Genomic DNA, 16091 nt, shown 5'->3' with positions numbered 1-16091 from the left:
ACTCACTGAGCGACCGCCTCCTCCGCGACGTCGAGACCGACGGCGCGCAGGTTGGCGGCGAGCGCGTCACGCTCGGCCACCGTGGCCGCTGGGATGGGCAGTCTGGGGTCCCCGACAGGAAGGCCGCGCAGGCGCAGCGCTGTCTTGCTGAAAATCACACCGCCAAGTGTGCCGAACGCAGCAAAAACCGGCAGCAGGTCCCTGTGGGTCGCGCGCGCCGCGACCACATCGCCGCGCTCGTGGGCGTCGAGCATCTCGCGCAGCCGCCCTGCGACCACGTGCCCCACGACGCTGACCACGCCGACCGCGCCGACGGAGAACCAGGGCAGGTTGAGCAGGTCGTCGCCGGAGTAGAAGGCCAGGTCGGTGCGGCTCATGACCTGCGAAGCCGCGTACAGGTCGGCCTTGGCGTCCTTCACCGCGACGATGTTCGGGTGCTCGGCGAGCCGGCACATCGTGTCGACCTCGATCGCCACGGCTGTTCGCCCGGGGATGTCGTAGAGCATCACCGGCAGTGCTGTCGCGTCCGCCACCGCGCTGAAGTGCGCGAACAGCCCGGTCTGCGCGGGCCGGGAGTAGTACGGCGAGACGACGAGCAGCCCGTGCGCGCCCGCCTTCTCCATGGCGATGGCCTGCTGCACGCTGTGCGCCGTGTCGTTGGTGCCGGCGCCGGAGACCACGGTCGCCTTGTGCCCGACCGCGGCGACGACGGCGCGCACCAGGTCCGCCTTCTCGGCGTCGGTGGTGGTGGGGCTCTCCCCCGTGGTGCCGTTGAGCACCAGCCCGTCGCAGCCCGAGTCCGTGAGGTGCGCGGCCAGCTTCTGCGCCGCGTCCAGGTCGAGTTTCCCGGTCTCGGTGAACGGGGTGACCATGGCGGTGAGTACCCGCCCGAACGGGCGGCCTGGGGTTGCGGTGGGGCATGCGGTCATGGCATGACGCTACCGCGCGAGCTCCCTGGTCCACGCGCTGCGACCCACCCGCGAACGCGCTCCTCCGAAGGGCCCGGAATGCCTACGCCAAACGCTGCCCGAGCCCACCGTTTCTCCGTCCCGCAGGCCCTCCCCGTGCGGTCTTTCCATCGACCGTGACGCACCCCTCCACCGGGGTCGCCGAACGCTCAGATGCCGCGGGTGAGTCCGTTGACGACGGCGATGGCGCGTTGCTCCCCCTCGGCGTGGACGCGGACCGCGTCGCGGCCGAAGGCGTGCAGCAGCAGCTCCGCCGGTTCGCCGGTCAGGGTGACCGTGTTCGGTCCGCGCTTGGCCGTGATCGACTCGCCGTCCGGGCGGCGCAGCTCGATGCCCACGGGGCTGCGGCGGTAGTTCAGCCGGGCGACCCGCGTCACGCCCTTCCACACGGCCGCGTCCCGCTTCGCGTCGGCGGGGCGCGGTTGCCAGCCGGGCTGTGCGCGGCGGACGTCCTCGTGGTGGACGAAGTACTCCACGCCGTTCGCGGCCTCGTCGACACCGGGCAGCGAGTAGGGCGAGAGCGTGGGCGGGCCGCTGCGGACCAGGTGCACGAGCTCGCGCCAAGGCTTCGCGGCGTAGCCGTTCTGGACGCGCTCGGTGTAGGCGGCCAGCGGGGCGACGAGGATGCCGAGCGCCGCGTCCGGCCTGCGCTCCCTGACCACCAGGTGAGCGGCGAGGTCCTTGGTCAGCCAGCCCTCGCACAACGTCGGCGCGTCAGGGCCGACCTCCTCGAACAGGTCGGACAGTGCCCGTCGCTCGTCCCGCGCGAATCCCATGCCACCAGACTATGCCGAGGAATTCTCGTGTACCCGGTGACCGGCGTCGCGCAGCGCCGCGACGGCCCTGGCGAGGTGCTCCGCCCGCACCATCAGGTGGTCGGTGTCGTAGGTCGAGAGCGCGAACAGCGGCACCCCGGCCTCGGCCAGCGGGGTGGACAGCGCCGCCATGATCCCGGTGAGGGCGAAGTCGAACGGGCCGCGGGCCGTCAGCAACCGCCAACCGCCCTCGGCCTGGTCGGCGAGCGGGGCGACTTCCGTCGGACACACCACGGAGAGCTCTTCCGGCGTCCGGCTGATCGACACGAACCCCTGCGCCGCAAGGACTTCCACCGGGGCCGGGGCATCGGGGGCGAGGCGGAGCACGCTGTAGATCTCCGGACGGAGGTCCAGCTCGACCACTGTCACGCCCCCTCTTTTGCCAGCAGCACCAACGGTTTTCCCGCTCCACCACTGGTAGGCCGGGCGACCTCGCACGACCGCGTCGAGCAGCCGCCGCGCCTTGGTGGCCGGAGTGCGGCTCGACCACCTCGGCGCGCCCGACGGGCAACTCCTCGGACACCGCGAACTCGTTGGCACAGCTCGTGGAACAGATGGTCCGAAGTGGACAGTCCGGACCGGGCGACCACCCCAGCCGGAAGCGTCGCGGAGCAGCACTCCGCGCGCTCCCGGCAGCGCCGCGACGGGGACGAGGCGGTCAGCTAGACCAGGCGCACCGGGCTCAGCCCTCGGCGACCAGCGGGCTGGAGGCGACCTCGGTGCCGTCCGGCAGCGCGGAGATCTGGAAGTCGCTGAAGACGTTCTCCGCGGCCTTCTGCAGCTGGCGCAGGCACTCCACGGCCAGGGCGCGGATCTCGACGTCGGCGTGCTCGGTGGCGCGCATCGCGATGAAGTGGCGCCACGCGCGGTAGTTGCCGGTCACCACGATGCGGGTCTCGGTGGCGTTGGGCAGGATCGCGCGGGCCGCCTGGCGGGCCTGCTTGCGGCGCAGGGTCGCGTTGGGCTCGTCGGCGAACTTCTTCTCCAGCCCGGCGAGCAGGTCGTTGTACGCCGCGACGCTGGCCTCGGCGGCCTTGGTGAACATCTCGTGCAGCTCGGGGTCGCCTGAGATGACGTCCGGCTCGACCATGGCCGCGTCGGACTCCGGCACGTAGCGCTGCGAGAGCTGCGAGTACGAGAAGTGCCGGTGCCGGATCAGCTCGTGGGTCAGCGAGCGGGACATGCCGGTCAGGTAGAAGCTCACCGAGCCGTGCTCCAGCACGGACAGGTGGCCGACCTCCAGGATGTGCCGCAGGTACCCGGCGTTGGTCGCGGTCTTCGGGTTGGGCTTGCGCCAGGACTGGTAGCACGCCCGGCCCGCGAACTCGGCCAGCGCCTGGCCGCCGTCGGCGTCGGTGGTCCAGGGCACCTCGGCCGGCGGGAAGAACTCCGTCTTGGCGATGAGCTGCACCTTCGGGGACACCGTCTGCGCCATGCCTTGCCTACCCCTTTTTCCCTGCGCTCGCGGACCGAACGCGACTCCATCAGTAACCCTAAATCGACGCCATTCGATCACTGCGGTGGCGTCACGGTTTCCTTGACTGACGTCACGAGTGACGCCATAGTGGCGTCATGGACCTCACGCCCTACATCGCCGCACTTCGCGAGGACCTCGCCACCGCGGCGTCGGCCGGGGACGAGCAGACGAGGCGGACGGCGGCCGTGCTCTCCGCCGCGCTGGAGCCCGCCGCCCGGATCGCGATCATGAACGCCCTCTCCGACCTCGCCGCGCAGGTCACCGCCTCCCAGGAGGACCACGTGGTGGAGGTCCGGCTGCGCGGCCGCGAGGTCGAGGTGGTGACCAGCCCGGTCCGCGCCCCGCGCCCGCGGCCCGAGCCCGCCCCGGAGCCGGAGGCCGCACCCACACCCGAGCCGGAACCGGAACCGGCCGCGGAGGAGGAGCAGCCGAAGGACGAGACGCCGCTGAAAACCGCCTTCGACGACGCCACCGGCAACATCAGCCGGGTCACGCTGCGGATGGTTGACGAGATCAAGTCCAAGGCCGAGAAGGCCGCCGCGTCCCAGGGCGTGTCGCTGAACAGCTGGATGGGCTACGCGGTGCGCAGCGCGCTGCAGAACCGGGTGAACCAGCAGAGCTCGGCCAAGCGCGCCCAGGAACAACCCGAGACCGGCACCCGCCTCCGCGGCTGGGTCCGCGGCTGAGGCACGGGGAGACGAGACGACGATGAGCACTCCCGAGAACACCGCGGAGACCACCACCACCGAGAACGGGGACGTGGTCCGCCAGTTCGAGTTCGTGACCACCCGCGCCGCCGAGGTCGAGGTGCACGTCAACGCGGGCCGGGTCGATGTGGAGCTGACCGGCGAGCACGGCGCCTCGGTGACCGTGCGGCGCCAGCTCGACGGTGGCGACACCCTGGTCAACGGCCTGTCCGGGCTGTTCAACTGGGTCAACTCGCAGTTCACCGGCGGTGAGCAGGACGCGCCGACCGATGAGGCGGTCAAGCAGACCCGCGTCGAGCAGACCGGCAACCGGCTGGTCGTGCGCGGACCGCAGGGCATGCCGCTGCGCGTGGTCCCGCTGTCGGTCGTCGTGCGCGTGCCGCGCGGCTCGCACATCAACGTCACCACGGGCGCGGCGGCGATCAACGTGACCGGGGTCGCGGGCGTGGCCGGGCGGGTCGATCTGGTCACCTCCAGCGGGGACGTGACCGTGGACCGCACCGACGGCAACATCAACGTGCAGACCGGGACCGGCGCGGTGCGCCTCGGCCCCGTGCACGGCAGCCTGCGCGCCAAGAGCGGCAACGGCGCCCTGGAGGTCTCCTCCGTGCAGGGCCCGAGCAAGCTCGTCACCACCGGCGGCGACGTGTGGCTCGGCGCGGTGCAGCACGACGTCGACGTCCGCACCGGCAGCGGCGACCTGACCGTGGCCGACGCCGTCTCCGGCCGCATCCACCTGGCCAGCGGCTCCGGCTCGCTGCGGGTGGGCGTGCGGCAGGGCACCGTCGCGGAGCTGGACCTGGTGTCGGTCTCCGGCGAGGCGCGCAGCGAGCTGCCCGTGTTCGAGGAGCGCCAGCCCGGCTGGGACAACCCGGCGCTGCGGGTCGAGGGCCGGACCGCGTCGGGCAACGTCCTGGTGACCACCTCCGTCAGCTAAAGGGCTTCCGTGGCGCGGGAAACCCCCGCGCCACGGCTCAGACCGCCTTGCGCAGCTCCTTGGCCAGATCGCCTCGGGCGCCGATCCACACGCCCGACAGCCCGAGCCACTCCGCCATCTCCCGCAGCTGCTCCGCGAGCTCCACCACCACGCGCGCGCGGTCCACCTCCGGCTCGGCGAACGCGCCCTGCACCCGGAGCACGCCGTCGGTCCGGTCGGCCTTCAGGTCGACCCGGGCCACCAGTCGTTCGTCGAGCAGGAACGGGAACACGTAGTAGCCGAACTTGCGCTGCTCGGCCGGAACGTAGATCTCGATGCGGTAGTGGAAGCCGAACAGCCGCTCGGTGCGCGCCCGCTCCCAGATCAACGGGTCGAACGGGCACAGCAGCGCGCGCCCGCTGACCCGCCTCGGCATCTTCGCGTTCACGTGCCGGTAGGCCGGGTTCCGCCAGCCCTGCACCTGGACCGGCTCCAGCACGCCGTCCTCGACCAGCTCCGCGATCGCCTGCCTGCACGGCTGCACGCCGAGCCGGTAGTAGTCGCGCAGGTCGGTCTCGGTCGCCACTCCGTGCGAGGCGGCCGCCCGCTCGACCAGCCGCCGCGCCGCCTCGGCGAGATCCGGCTCGGGCAGCGCGTGGATCTCTTGTGGCACAACGCGTTCGGTCAGGTCGTAGAGCCTCTCGAAGCCGCGCCGGGCACCGGTGGTGAGCTCGCCGACGGCGAACAGGTACTCACACGCGATCTTGGTGTTGGACCGGTTCCACCAACCGCCCCTGCCGAGCCTGCCCGGCCCGCCGAGCTCGCGCTCCAGCGCCCCCGCGCCCACCGGCCCCAGCTCCTTGATCGCCGCCAGCACGTCGGAGATCAGCTCGGGCTCGCTGTGCGCGGCCTTCCAGTGCTTGCCCTTCAGCGACTCGTAGCGCCGCATCCGCCACCGGAACAACGGCCAGTCGGCCACCGGCAGCAGGCTGGCCTCGTGCGCCCAGTACTCCACCATCAGCCGTGGTCGCCGCGCGGTGTGCGACCACGCCGCCTCGTCGAGCAGCTCCATCGCGTACGGCCCCAGGCGCGCGAAGACCGGCGCGTAGTGGGCACGCACCGCCACGTTGACCGAGTCCAGCTGGAGCAGGCCAGTGCGGTCGAGCACGCGCTGAAGGTGCCGTCGGGTGGGCGGTCCGGCGGGGCGGGCGTCGGCGAACCCCTGCGCGGCCAGAGCCGCTCTCCGGGTCGCCGCCAGCGTGAGAGTCTGCACGGTCCGGATAGTGGCATTACCCACCGACAGTCCCCTCCACAGGCGAGGACTCGGTGATCACCGCCCGCCGCGAACGACGCTCCGCCTGGACCACGAGCACCACCGCGACCAGCACCAACGCGCCGCCGAGCAGCTGAACGAGATCGAACCGCTCCCCGGCGAGCACCACACCGAGCAACACCGCGATCACCGGGTTGACGTACGCGTAGGTGGCAACCGTGGACACCGGCAGCTTGCCGAGCGAGAAGACGTACGCGCTGAACGCCAGCACCGAGCCGAACAGCACGAGGTAGCCCCACGCGACCCACGAGGACGTGGTGATCGACGCGAGGTCGACCCGCTCACCGGAGCCGAGACCCGCGAGGGTCAGCACGGCGCCCCCGACGACCATCTGCACGGCGGAGAGCGCGAAAGGGTTGGCGGGCACGGGAAGCTTGGTGGTGGCGAAGGACCCCGTCGCCCAGAACATCGCGGCCAGCAGCACCAGCCACGGCCCCCACCACGCCGAGCCGTGGGTGCCACCGGACTGCGAGCCGCCGAGCAGCAGCACCGCGAGCCCGGCCAGGCCGAGCGCGACCCCGGCGAAGGTGATCATCGGCGGCCGCTCACCGCTGATCCGCCGCAGCACCACCACGTAGAGCGGGACGCAGGCGACCAGCAGCGCGGCCAGGCCGGAGGCGACCTCCTGCTGGGCGACCACGACGACGCCGTTGCCGAGCGCGGGCAGCAGCAGGCCACCCAGCGCTGCCGTGCCGAGCTGCCGAGCCGTCATCCGCAGCGCGGACCGGCCGGAGACGAAGAAGACGATCACCGCGAGCAGCACGCCCGCGGCGAGGAACCGGGCCCCGGCCGACAGCAACGGCGGCATCGAGGTGATCGTGAAACGGATGCCGATGTAGGTGGAGCCCCACACGAGGTAGACCACGCCGAGCGCGGCCCACGGTAACCAGCCGAAGCTGCGGTGTGCGGTGTTCTCTGCCGAGGCGGCGGCGGTGGTCGTCACCGACCAACGCTCGCACGCACCCGTGCGGGAACTCTCGCGATTTTCCGCCCTTTAGGACGCGCCCAGCCCGTGCTCCGCGCGGCTCGGGTCAGGAGAGGTGAGTGGCGCCGCGAGGCATGGGGATCGCGGCGGTCGCCCTCGGGTCGGCGGCCATGGCCTCGGCGAGCCGCTTGGCCAGCCACTCCTGCGGGCTGTCCCGCATGCGCCGGATGAGCTCGTCCGCGGTCGGCCCGGATCCCGGTTCCACCTGTCGCATCGCTGTTTCCCCACTCCCACGCCTCCGGCGAGGCGAACAGCTCATTCTGGGTCCCGGCTCCTCGTGACCGGCATTCCCGGGACGAGTGAAGAGGACGTCACTTTCCGCAACAACGACGAACGACGCGGGACGAATGGCCGAGCACGCAGTGCGAATGCAGCACGGAGTCCCGGGAAAGTTGCGTCGAACGGGGCTGACTCGAAATGCGCGTTTTCCCCAGACTACAGATATCTCCCCTTTCGAAACCGGCCCCACCGCCGCAGCCGCCGCCGGCGTGACGGGTCGATTTCACTCCCTGCAAGGAGATCATCATGCGATTCACCCTCACGCGGCTGGCAACCATCGCGGTCGGGTTCGCCGCGGCCACCTCCACCGTGCTCGCCCCCTCGGCGGTCGCCGACCCCGGCGACGTGCAGACCCGGATCGTCGGCGGCGGGTTCGTCTCCTCCGCCAAGCCGTGGATCAGCGCGCTGCACAACAACGGCGGCTTCACCTGCACCTCGACGATCATCGCGCGGCGCTGGGTGCTGACCGCGGCGCACTGCGTCGCGGGCGCGGGCACCTACTCGGTGCGCGTGGGCTCGCTGACCCGCAGCAGCGGCGGCCAGACCGCCACCGTCTCCCGCAAGGTCATCCACCCCAGCTACAACTGGCCGAGTGCGGACATCGCCCTGCTCCAGCTGGACCGGGACGTCAACGTCTCGCAGTACGCCACGCTGGCCACCTCAGCCGACCTCGCCGACCGCAAGGCCGTGCAGGTCTTCGGCTGGGGCTCGGAGAAGTCGGACTGGAGCGGGCCGCTGCCCGAGCGGCTCAAGTACGCCGACGGGCAGATCAGCAGCGTCAACTGCGCGCAGAGCAACGCCAGCCCTCGCGCGATCTGCACCCAGACCAACGGCAGCATCGCCGGTGGTGACTCCGGCGGCCCGGTGATCGTGCGCGGGGCCTCCGGCAACAACGTGCAGGCGGGCGTCTGCGCCATCGGGCACCGCCCCGCCGGCAGCGGCTGGGCCGGCTACACCAATGTCGCGTCGTTCCGCGACTGGATCCGCGGTCACGCCGGGGTCTGACCCCGCGTGGGAACGCGGCACGGCAACGGCGCCGTGCCGCGTTTCGCGATCATCCCGCCGCGAGTGGATCTTCCATCGGGCGACGCCCTTTGCCCGGTGCTGTTTCTCCAATGCCCGATTGGGCATGGAAGAACCGTTTTCACCGGATGCGCCACGACCACGCAGAGGGAATGCATCCGTTTGCCGGACGGACGAGGCGAAGCAATTTACCTTTGACGCGATTCGGCCGTGGGCAATCCGCTTCACCCCACCACCGGAGGCGCGGGTAGGTTTCCGGGGGTACATCCCCGCACCCGACGGAGCTCACCAGATGGCCCTCGCCGCCGTTCGCCCCGCAACGCTCGACGACGTCGCCGAGATCGCCCGCATCCAGCTGGGCACCTGGCGGCTGGCCTACGCCGAGCTGCTGCCCGCCGAGCTGCTGTCCCAGATGGACACCCAGAGCGCGGAAGCCGTGTGGCGCCAAGCGCTCTCCGAGGGCCCGGGGCTGGTGTACGTGGCGACCGAGGGCCAGTGGACGGTCGGCTTCTGCGCGATCCTGCCGGCTCCGGAGGAGGAGGTGGCCGCCGCGGACGGCGCGCTGCCCGAGGATGCTCAGCACGTCGTCCAGGTCGGCACCCTGCTGGTCGAGCCGCGCTGGGGCCGCAGGGGTCACGGCGGACGCCTGCTGGGCACCGCCGCTGCCGCTTACCGCGAGAAGGGCGGCGTGCGCGGAATCGCCTGGGTGCCGCAGGAGGACAAGGCGTCGCTGAGCTTCTACCGCTCGGCGGGCTGGGACACCGACGGCACCGTGCGCACCCTCGACGCGGGCGGGCGACCGCTGCGCGAGTACCGGCTGACCGGCTCGTTGGAGCTCCAGCTGCGGGACTGAGTCATCCGTTGGGGTGCTAGCCTCGCCGGTCGGCTTGTTGTTATGGGGGTACCGCGGTGCTGGGTTGGTTGAGCGCGAGCCTCGGCATGGCGGTGCTGTCCTCGGTGATCCCGCCCGTGCTGATCGAGCCCTGGGTGCTGGGCGTCGCGGTGACCCAGCCGGAGGTGCCCTGGTGGGCGCTCGCCCTGGTCGTCGCGATCGGCTCGGTCGCGGGCAAGCTCATCTACTACTACGCGGGCAAGGGAATGCTGCGACTGCCCGCGTTCCTGCGCCGCAAGCAACAGGACGCCGAGCACGTCCGGGGCCGCTGGAGCGGCTACATGGAGCGCTTCGCCGCAGAGTGCGAGAAGCGGCCCGCGTGGACCTACGGCGTGCTGCTGCTGTCGTCCTCGACCAGCCTGCCGCCGTACTTCGCGGTCGCGGTCGTCGCGGGAGTGGCGAACGTGTCCCTGACGAACTTCGTCTCCGCGTGCCTCATCGGCCGCTTCGCGCGCTTCGCCGCACTCGCCGCGGCGCCATCGGCCTTCGGCGTCTGGCTGACCTAGCGGCTGGCCTGCTCCAGCTCGATCGCCTTGCGCATCGACTCCCTGCCCCGCTTGCGGTCACCGGCCAGGTCGTAGGCTTGCGCGACCTTGAACCACGCGCGCCAGTCCTCCGGGGCCGCGTCCAGCTCCTGCTTGCGCTCGGCGAAGTAGGCGTCGGCCGCGTCCCGCTCCACGCGCCCCGAGGGACGGCGCGGCAGCTGCGAGGTGTCCGGGAACTCGCCGTCGTCGTCGAGCAACCGCGCCAGTCGCTCGGTCTGCGCGCCGAAGCGCCACTCGAAGACGATCAGGATCACGCCGAGCACCGGCAGCAGCAGGATCGCCACGCCGAGCAGGGCCCCGACCACCTCACCGGAGGCGATGAGGTCGATGCCCCGCCCGGCGAGCAGCACGAAGTAGACCGCGAGCGCCGCGGTCAGCACGACGGCCATCCGCCGGGCGGTGATCACGTCGTCTCCGCTGGGAAGAGCACGTCGGCGGGGATCATCAGATGTCCAACATGGACTCAAGCCCGAGGGTGAGCCCCGGTCGCTTCAGCACCTCGCGCACCGCCAGCAGCACGCCCGGCATGAACGAGCTGCGGTCCAGCGAGTCGTGCCGGATGGTCAGCGTCTCGCCGGTGGTGCCGAACAGCACCTCCTGGTGCGCCACCAGACCCGCCAACCGCAACGAGTGCACCCGGACGCCGTCCACGTCCGCGCCACGCGAACCCTCCAGGGCGTCGGTGGTCGCGTCCGGCGCGTACTTCTCCAGCCCGGCGGCCGCCCGCGCCTCGGCGATCATCCGCGCGGTGCGGGCCGCCGTGCCCGACGGCGCGTCCACCTTGCGCTCGTGGTGCAGCTCGACGATCTCCACCGACTCGTAGAACCTCGCGGCCGCCTCGGCGAACTTCATCGACAGCACCGCGCCGATGGCGAAGTTCGGCGCGATCACCACGCCGCGGTCGGGCTTGTGCTCCAGCCAGCCCCGGATCATGTCCATGCGGTGGTCGGTGAAGCCGCTGGTGCCGACCACCACGTGGATGCCCTGCTCGACGCAGTAGCGGATGTTGTCCATCACCACGCCGGGGTGGGTGAAGTCGACGACGACCTCGGCGCCGGAGTCCGGCACGTTGAACAGCCAGTCACCCGCGTCGACCATGGCCACCAGGTCCATGTCCTCCGCTGCGTCGACCGCGCGGCACACCTCGGCGCCCATGCGCCCCCGCGCCCCGAGCACACCGACCCTGATCGGCTCGTCCGAGGACCGGGTGGTGGGCTGGCTGTCGGTCATGCGATCACCTCGTGGACTTCGCCGGGCAGTTCGTCGGTTGAAGCGTACGACCCGACAACCGCCGCACTCACCGGGCGGCTCAGCAAGTCCTTGGCGAGCGCACGAACCTCCTCCGGGGTGACCGCGTTGATCCTGGACAGCGTCTGTTCGACGGTGAGGTGGTCGGCGTAGTTCAGCTCACCCTTGCCGATCCGCGACATCCGCGAACCGGTGTCCTCCAAGCCGAGCACGAGGTTGCCGCGCAGCTGTCCCTTGCCGCGAGCCACCTCCGCGTCCTGCAGCCCGTTCTCGGACACCTCGGTCAGCACCTCGCGCACCACGCCCGCGACCTCGCCCAGGCGTTCCGGTTGGCAGCCGGCGTACACCGAGAGGCTCCCGGTGTCGGCGTAGGAGGAGATCGACGAGTACACCGAGTACGCCAGACCGCGCCGCTCCCGCACCTCCTGGAACAACCGCGAGCTCATCCCGCCGCCCAGTGCGGCGTTGAGCACACCCAGCGCGAACCGCCGCTCGTCGTGCCGGTCCAGCGCTGGCACCCCGAGCATCAGGTGCGCCTGCTCGGACTCGTCGTGCTGGAGCACCAGGCGCTTCTCCGCCTGGAGGCTGGCCGAACCGGTGCGCGGCGCGACCGGCGTGTGCCGCTCGTTCGCCCGCTCGCCCAGCGCGGCCTCCACCAGCGCCAGGACCTCGGCGTGGTCGACGTTGCCCGCCGCGGCCAGCACCATCCTGGGCAGGGTGTAGCGCTGCCGGTAGAAGCCGAAGAGCGAGTCCCGGCTCATCGCGGTGATCGACTCGTCGGTGCCGAGCACCGGCAGCCCCAACGGGTGCCCGCCGAGCAGCGCGGCGCAGAACGCCTCGTGCAGCAGGTCCTCGGGGTCGTCGTCGCGCATGGCGATCTCTTCGAGCACCACGCTGCGCTCGGTCTCCATGTCCGCGTCGGAGCAGACCGCGTCGAAGACCACGTCGGAGACCAGGTCCACCGCGAGCGGCAGGTCGGCGTCCAGCGTGTGCGCGTAGTAGCAGGTGTGCTCCTTCGCGGTGAAGGCGTTGAGCTCCCCGCCGACCGCGTCGATCTCCTCGGCGATCTGCGCGGCCGTGCGCCGCCGCGTTCCCTTGAACAGCAGGTGTTCCAGGTAGTGCGCGGCCCCGGCGACCTCCGGCTCCTCATCGCGCGAGCCGACGCCGACCCAGATGCCCACCGAGGCCGAGCGCACGCCCGGGAGCTGCTCGGTGACCACCCGCAGGCCGCACGGCAGCACGGTCCTGCGCACCGCGCAGTCCTCGGAGCTGCGTTCCAGAACCTCGGTCACACCAGTGTTCGCGTTCAGGGTTGCACTCCTCCCCTACGCCGCAGGGGGCGCTTTGTGGGCGCCCCCTGCGGTGTGGATTCCGTTGTGCGGCAACGGTATACCGTTACTTCGCGGCCGTCTCCGCCGGAGCATCGGCGTTCTCGGTGCTCTCGGTGTTCTCAGTGCTCTCTTCGGACACCAGCACCAGGCTGATCTTGCCGCGGTTGTCGATGTCGGCGATCTCCACGCGGAGCTTGTCACCGACCTTCACGACGTCCTCGACCTTGGCGATCCGCTTGCCGGAGCCCAGCTTCGAGATGTGCACCAGGCCGTCCTTGCCCGGCAGCAGCGAGACGAACGCGCCGAAGGCGGCCGTCTTGACGACGGTGCCCAGGAAGCGCTCGCCCACCTTGGGCAGCTGCGGGTTGGCGATCGCGTTGATCAGGTCGATCGCGGCGTCGGCCGAGGGGCCGTCCGCGGCGCCGACGTAGATCGTGCCGTCGTCCTCGATGGAGATGTCGGCACCGGTCTGCTCGGTGATCGAGTTGATCATCTTGCCCTTGGGCCCGATCACCTCGCCGATCTTGTCGACCGGGATCTTCACGGCGGTGACGCGCGGCGCGAACGGGCTCATCTCGTCCGGCGCGTCGATGGCCTCCTGCATGACCTCCAGGATGGTCAGCCGGGCGTCCTGCGCCTGGCCGAGCGCCTTGGCCAGCACGTCCGACGGGATGCCGTCGAGCTTGGTGTCGAGCTGGAGGGCGGTGATGAAGGACTTGGTGCCCGCGACCTTGAAGTCCATGTCGCCGAAGGCGTCCTCGGCACCGAGGATGTCGGTCAGCGCGACGTAGCGGGTCTCGCCGTCGACCTCGTCGGAGACCAGGCCCATGGCGATGCCCGCGACCGGCGCCTTCAGCGGCACACCGGCGTTGAGCAGCGACATGGTGGAGGCGCAGACGGAGCCCATCGAGGTGGAGCCGTTGGAGCCGAGCGCCTCGGAGACCTGGCGGATGGTGTAGGGGAACTCCTCGCGCGAGGGCAGCACCGGCACGAGCGCCCGCTCGGCGAGCGCGCCGTGGCCGATCTCGCGGCGCTTCGGCGAGCCCACCCGGCCGGTCTCACCGGTGGAGTAGGGCGGGAAGTTGTAGTGGTGCATGTAGCGCTTGCGCGTCTCGGGCGTCAGCGAGTCGATCTGCTGCTCCATGCGCAGCATGTTCAGCGTGGTGATGCCCAGGATCTGGGTCTCGCCGCGCTCGAACAGCGCCGAGCCGTGCGCCCGCGGGATCAGCGCGACCTCGGCGGAGAGGCTGCGGATGTCGGTGACGCTGCGGCCGTCGATGCGGATCTGGTCGCGCAGCACCCGCTGGCGGACCAGCTTCTTGTTCAGCGAGCGGAAGGCGGCGGCGACCTCCTTCTCGCGGCCCTCGAACGCCGAGCCCTCGGTGACGACGCGCTCCAGGCTCGCGGCCTTGACCTCGTCGATCCGCGCCTCGCGCTCCAGCTTGTCCGCGATGGTCAGCGCCTGGGCCAGCTCGTCGCTGACGGCGGCGGCGACGGCCTCGTAGGCGTCGTCCTGGTAGGCCGGGTACAGCGGGAACTCGCGGGTCTCCTTCGCGGCGACCTGGGCCAGCTGGGCCTGGGCCTCGCAGAGGACCCGGATGAAGGGCTTCGCGGCCTCGAGACCGGCGGCGACGACCTCCTCGGTCGGGGCCTTGGCGCCCTCGGCGACCAGGGTGGAGACCTGCTCGGTGGCCTCGGCCTCGACCATCATGATCGCGACGTCGTCACCGACGACACGGCCGGCGACGACCATGTCGAACACGGCGCCCTCCAGCTGCTCGTAGGTCGGGAAGGCGACCCACTGGCCGTCGATCAGCGCGACGCGGACGCCGCCGATCGGGCCGGAGAACGGCAGCCCGGCGAGCTGGGTGGAGGCGGACGCGGCGTTGATCGCGACCACGTCGTAGAGGTCCTGCGGCGCCAGGCTCATCACGGTGATGACGACCTGGATCTCGTTGCGCAGACCGTCCACGAAGGACGGGCGCAGCGGGCGGTCCACCAGGCGGCAGGTCAGGATCGCGTCGGTGGAGGGGCGGCCCTCACGGCGGAAGAAGGAGCCGGGGATGCGGCCCGCGGCGTACATCCGCTCCTCGACGTCGATCGTCAGCGGGAAGAAGTCGAAGTGCTCCTTCGGCTGCTTGGACGCGGTGGTCGCGGACAGCAGCATGGTCTCGTCGTCCAGGTAGGCGACGACGCTGCCAGCGGCCTGACGGGCCAGCCGGCCGGTCTCGAAACGCACCGTCCGGGTTCCGAAGCGGCCGTTGTCGATGACGGCACTCGCCTCGTGCACTGCAAGTTCGGTCACAAATACTCCTTGTTTGCGGGCCGCCGCCGCTCGACGTCGCGGGACATGCGGTCCGAACAAGGCCGGTCTTCGATCGAAGTTCCCGGGGCGGAGCCTGCCTGCTCCCGGAAACCACTACCGAGGACCGGCGAACGTGCGTCCCGCGAGGTGCGGTGGCATCGAGGCCCTGGTTTTGGTTGTACTGCGTCTTGGTTGTACTGCACACGGCGCGTGGTGCCGTGCGGTGTTGCTCTTGTGCGGAGGGGGAGCGGCCCGTGGCCACTCCCCCTCGTCAGTGCGTCAGCGGCGCAGGCCGAGGCGCTGGATCAGCGACCGGTAGCGCGCGATGTCCACCTTGGCCAGGTAGTTCAGCAGACGGCGGCGACGGCCGACCATCAGCAGCAGACCCCGGCGGGAGTGGTGGTCGTGCTTGTGCACCTTCAGGTGCTCGGTGAGACCGCTGATGCGCTTGCTCAGCAGGGCCACCTGAGCCTCGGGGGAGCCGGTGTCGCCCTCGCGGACGGCGTACTCGCCGAGAATGCTCTTCTTCTGTTCGGTGGACAGAGCCACGTGTAGATCTCCTTGGTGATGTTCCGTGCGGCCGCGTGAGCGAGGTCCGCGTCACGCGAAGACGGTCATGGCCGCCACGGAACGCAGCCAGACCCAACTACTGAGGTTAGCAGGCTCGTCTCAGCAGCTCGGCGGGGCAAGCGTCACACTGCGCTCGAAAGGGTGGCTGATGATCCACAAATGGTGCATACGGCCCCAGTGTGCCATCCGGACTTCTTGGGGCAAACGGAATTCAGTCGCCCTCGGCGGCGGCGCGGGCCAGCAGCTCCGCGAGTGCCGGGTACCGGTCGGACAGCAGGCGCGCGGCCCCGGCCAGCTCCTCCGCGACCGCCAGCTCACGCAGCCGGGTGACCGCGGCGTGGTCCGCCCCGCCCTCGTCCACCGGCAGTGTGTCCAGCCCCACCGTCGGCTGCGAGGCGCGGACCTCCTCCAGCGCGCGCTCCACCGCCTCCCGCTCACCGGCGGCCACCCCGGTGGTGAGCACCCTGCGCTCCAGCATCACCAGCCTGGCCAGCACGGCAGGGTTGCCGATCTTGGCACGGCGGCCGCTCATCACCTGGCTGAGCATGGGCGCGCTGATCCCGAGCACGTCGGCCAGCTGCGCCTGCGAGGTGGAGTACGCCACCACCAGCCGCCGCACCCGGTCACCGAGTGGTTCGCCGTACCACTCGCGCTGGAGCGCGAGGTTGCGCTGCACGATCTTCTGGTCGTCCACGGC

General features: G+C 71.0%; 18 protein-coding genes. 5 read left to right on the top strand and 13 right to left on the bottom strand.

What is annotated here, in order from left to right; genetic code table 11:
- Positions 1-2 precede the first annotated feature (2 nt).
- From dapA to thyX, 4 genes are all read right to left on the bottom strand, one after another.
- On the bottom strand, positions 3-929 hold the full coding sequence (dapA, locus tag ACFFQA_RS30145) for a 4-hydroxy-tetrahydrodipicolinate synthase (protein WP_377859703.1): 927 nt from the start codon (positions 927-929) through the stop codon (positions 3-5).
- 188 nt (positions 930-1117) lie between these two features.
- A complete protein-coding gene (locus ACFFQA_RS30140; protein WP_377859701.1) occupies positions 1118-1744 on the bottom strand; it encodes a TIGR03085 family metal-binding protein in 627 nt (208 codons plus the stop codon).
- A gap of 9 nt (positions 1745-1753) precedes the next feature.
- A complete protein-coding gene (locus ACFFQA_RS30135; RefSeq protein ID WP_377859699.1) occupies positions 1754-2152 on the bottom strand; it encodes an ACT domain-containing protein in 399 nt (132 codons plus the stop codon).
- Positions 2153-2465: 313 nt separating this feature from the next.
- Positions 2466-3218 carry an FAD-dependent thymidylate synthase gene (gene thyX, locus ACFFQA_RS30130; RefSeq protein WP_377859697.1) on the bottom strand — a complete coding sequence of 251 codons (753 nt, stop codon included), beginning with the start codon at positions 3216-3218 and terminating at the stop codon, positions 2466-2468.
- A gap of 137 nt (positions 3219-3355) precedes the next feature.
- On the opposite strand from thyX, the gene ACFFQA_RS30125 reads away from it, so the two are divergent.
- Together ACFFQA_RS30125 and ACFFQA_RS30120 are read left to right on the top strand one after the other, a co-directional pair.
- Entirely contained in the window at positions 3356-3946 is a 591-nt protein-coding gene (locus ACFFQA_RS30125) for a toxin-antitoxin system HicB family antitoxin (RefSeq protein ID WP_377859695.1), read from the top strand.
- A 22-nt stretch (positions 3947-3968) separates the two neighbouring features.
- Positions 3969-4904, top strand: a complete 936-nt coding sequence (locus tag ACFFQA_RS30120) for a DUF4097 family beta strand repeat-containing protein (RefSeq protein WP_377859692.1) — start codon at positions 3969-3971, stop codon at positions 4902-4904.
- 37 nt (positions 4905-4941) lie between these two features.
- Here the strand turns inward: ACFFQA_RS30120 and ACFFQA_RS30115 are convergent, their stop codons facing one another.
- The 3 genes from ACFFQA_RS30115 to ACFFQA_RS30105 form a co-directional block, all read right to left on the bottom strand.
- Positions 4942-6156, bottom strand: coding sequence for a winged helix-turn-helix domain-containing protein (locus ACFFQA_RS30115; protein WP_377859689.1), 1215 nt, complete (start codon positions 6154-6156; stop codon positions 4942-4944).
- A 16-nt stretch (positions 6157-6172) separates the two neighbouring features.
- Positions 6173-7159, bottom strand: a complete 987-nt coding sequence (locus tag ACFFQA_RS30110) for an EamA family transporter (RefSeq protein WP_377859686.1) — start codon at positions 7157-7159, stop codon at positions 6173-6175.
- An 88-nt stretch (positions 7160-7247) separates the two neighbouring features.
- Positions 7248-7415, bottom strand: coding sequence for a hypothetical protein (locus ACFFQA_RS30105; RefSeq protein WP_377859683.1), 168 nt, complete (start codon positions 7413-7415; stop codon positions 7248-7250).
- 311 nt (positions 7416-7726) lie between these two features.
- Here ACFFQA_RS30105 and ACFFQA_RS30100 point away from each other — a divergent pair, with 311 nt between their 5' ends.
- The 3 genes from ACFFQA_RS30100 (at position 7727) to ACFFQA_RS30090 (ending at position 9901) form a co-directional block, all read left to right on the top strand.
- Entirely contained in the window at positions 7727-8485 is a 759-nt protein-coding gene (locus tag ACFFQA_RS30100; RefSeq protein ID WP_377859680.1) for a S1 family peptidase, read from the top strand.
- Positions 8486-8795: 310 nt separating this feature from the next.
- Positions 8796-9356 carry a GNAT family N-acetyltransferase gene (locus ACFFQA_RS30095; RefSeq protein WP_377859678.1) on the top strand — a complete coding sequence of 187 codons (561 nt, stop codon included), beginning with the start codon at positions 8796-8798 and terminating at the stop codon, positions 9354-9356.
- Between the two features lie 56 nt (positions 9357-9412).
- Positions 9413-9901, top strand: coding sequence for a VTT domain-containing protein (locus tag ACFFQA_RS30090; protein ID WP_377859675.1), 489 nt, complete (start codon positions 9413-9415; stop codon positions 9899-9901).
- Here ACFFQA_RS30090 and ACFFQA_RS30085 read toward each other — a convergent pair.
- The 6 genes from ACFFQA_RS30085 to ACFFQA_RS30060 form a co-directional block, all read right to left on the bottom strand.
- Entirely contained in the window at positions 9898-10344 is a 447-nt protein-coding gene (locus tag ACFFQA_RS30085; RefSeq protein WP_377859915.1) for a hypothetical protein, read from the bottom strand. The genes ACFFQA_RS30090 and ACFFQA_RS30085 overlap by 4 nt on opposite strands.
- Before the next feature lie 40 nt (positions 10345-10384).
- The gene (gene dapB, locus ACFFQA_RS30080) at positions 10385-11170 is read right to left on the bottom strand and encodes a 4-hydroxy-tetrahydrodipicolinate reductase (protein ID WP_377859672.1); all 786 of its coding nucleotides are present in this window, start codon (positions 11168-11170) and stop codon (positions 10385-10387) included.
- Positions 11167-12498 (bottom strand): M16 family metallopeptidase, encoded by a 1332-nt coding sequence (locus ACFFQA_RS30075; RefSeq protein WP_377859914.1) that lies wholly within the window; start codon positions 12496-12498, stop codon positions 11167-11169. Before ACFFQA_RS30075 ends, dapB begins: the two co-directional genes overlap by 4 nt.
- 85 nt (positions 12499-12583) lie before the next feature.
- Positions 12584-14824 carry a polyribonucleotide nucleotidyltransferase gene (locus ACFFQA_RS30070; RefSeq protein WP_377859670.1) on the bottom strand — a complete coding sequence of 747 codons (2241 nt, stop codon included), beginning with the start codon at positions 14822-14824 and terminating at the stop codon, positions 12584-12586.
- Positions 14825-15103: 279 nt separating this feature from the next.
- Entirely contained in the window at positions 15104-15373 is a 270-nt protein-coding gene (gene rpsO, locus ACFFQA_RS30065; RefSeq protein ID WP_377859667.1) for a 30S ribosomal protein S15, read from the bottom strand.
- A 232-nt stretch (positions 15374-15605) separates the two neighbouring features.
- Positions 15606-16088 carry an XRE family transcriptional regulator gene (locus ACFFQA_RS30060; RefSeq protein WP_377859664.1) on the bottom strand — a complete coding sequence of 161 codons (483 nt, stop codon included), beginning with the start codon at positions 16086-16088 and terminating at the stop codon, positions 15606-15608.
- Positions 16089-16091 lie beyond the last annotated feature (3 nt).

Origin of the sequence: Allokutzneria oryzae, from assembly GCF_042429765.1 — a bacterium.
Lineage (GTDB): Bacteria > Actinomycetota > Actinomycetes > Mycobacteriales > Pseudonocardiaceae > Allokutzneria > Allokutzneria oryzae.
This window is presented reverse-complemented; position numbering and strand designations above follow the sequence as displayed.

What these genes read in the sequence shown, in the direction of transcription:
- dapA (WP_377859703.1), bottom strand. Translation starts at nt 929, where the DNA reads ATGACCGCATGCCCCACCGCAACCCCAGGCCGCCCGTTCGGGCGGGTA.
- ACFFQA_RS30140 (WP_377859701.1), bottom strand. Translation starts at nt 1,744, where the DNA reads ATGGGATTCGCGCGGGACGAGCGACGGGCACTGTCCGACCTGTTCGAG.
- thyX (WP_377859697.1), bottom strand. Translation starts at nt 3,218, where the DNA reads ATGGCGCAGACGGTGTCCCCGAAGGTGCAGCTCATCGCCAAGACGGAG.
- ACFFQA_RS30125 (WP_377859695.1), top strand. Translation starts at nt 3,356, where the DNA reads ATGGACCTCACGCCCTACATCGCCGCACTTCGCGAGGACCTCGCCACC.
- ACFFQA_RS30120 (WP_377859692.1), top strand. Translation starts at nt 3,969, where the DNA reads ATGAGCACTCCCGAGAACACCGCGGAGACCACCACCACCGAGAACGGG.
- ACFFQA_RS30105 (WP_377859683.1), bottom strand. Translation starts at nt 7,415, where the DNA reads ATGCGACAGGTGGAACCGGGATCCGGGCCGACCGCGGACGAGCTCATC.
- ACFFQA_RS30100 (WP_377859680.1), top strand. Translation starts at nt 7,727, where the DNA reads ATGCGATTCACCCTCACGCGGCTGGCAACCATCGCGGTCGGGTTCGCC.
- ACFFQA_RS30095 (WP_377859678.1), top strand. Translation starts at nt 8,796, where the DNA reads ATGGCCCTCGCCGCCGTTCGCCCCGCAACGCTCGACGACGTCGCCGAG.
- dapB (WP_377859672.1), bottom strand. Translation starts at nt 11,170, where the DNA reads ATGACCGACAGCCAGCCCACCACCCGGTCCTCGGACGAGCCGATCAGG.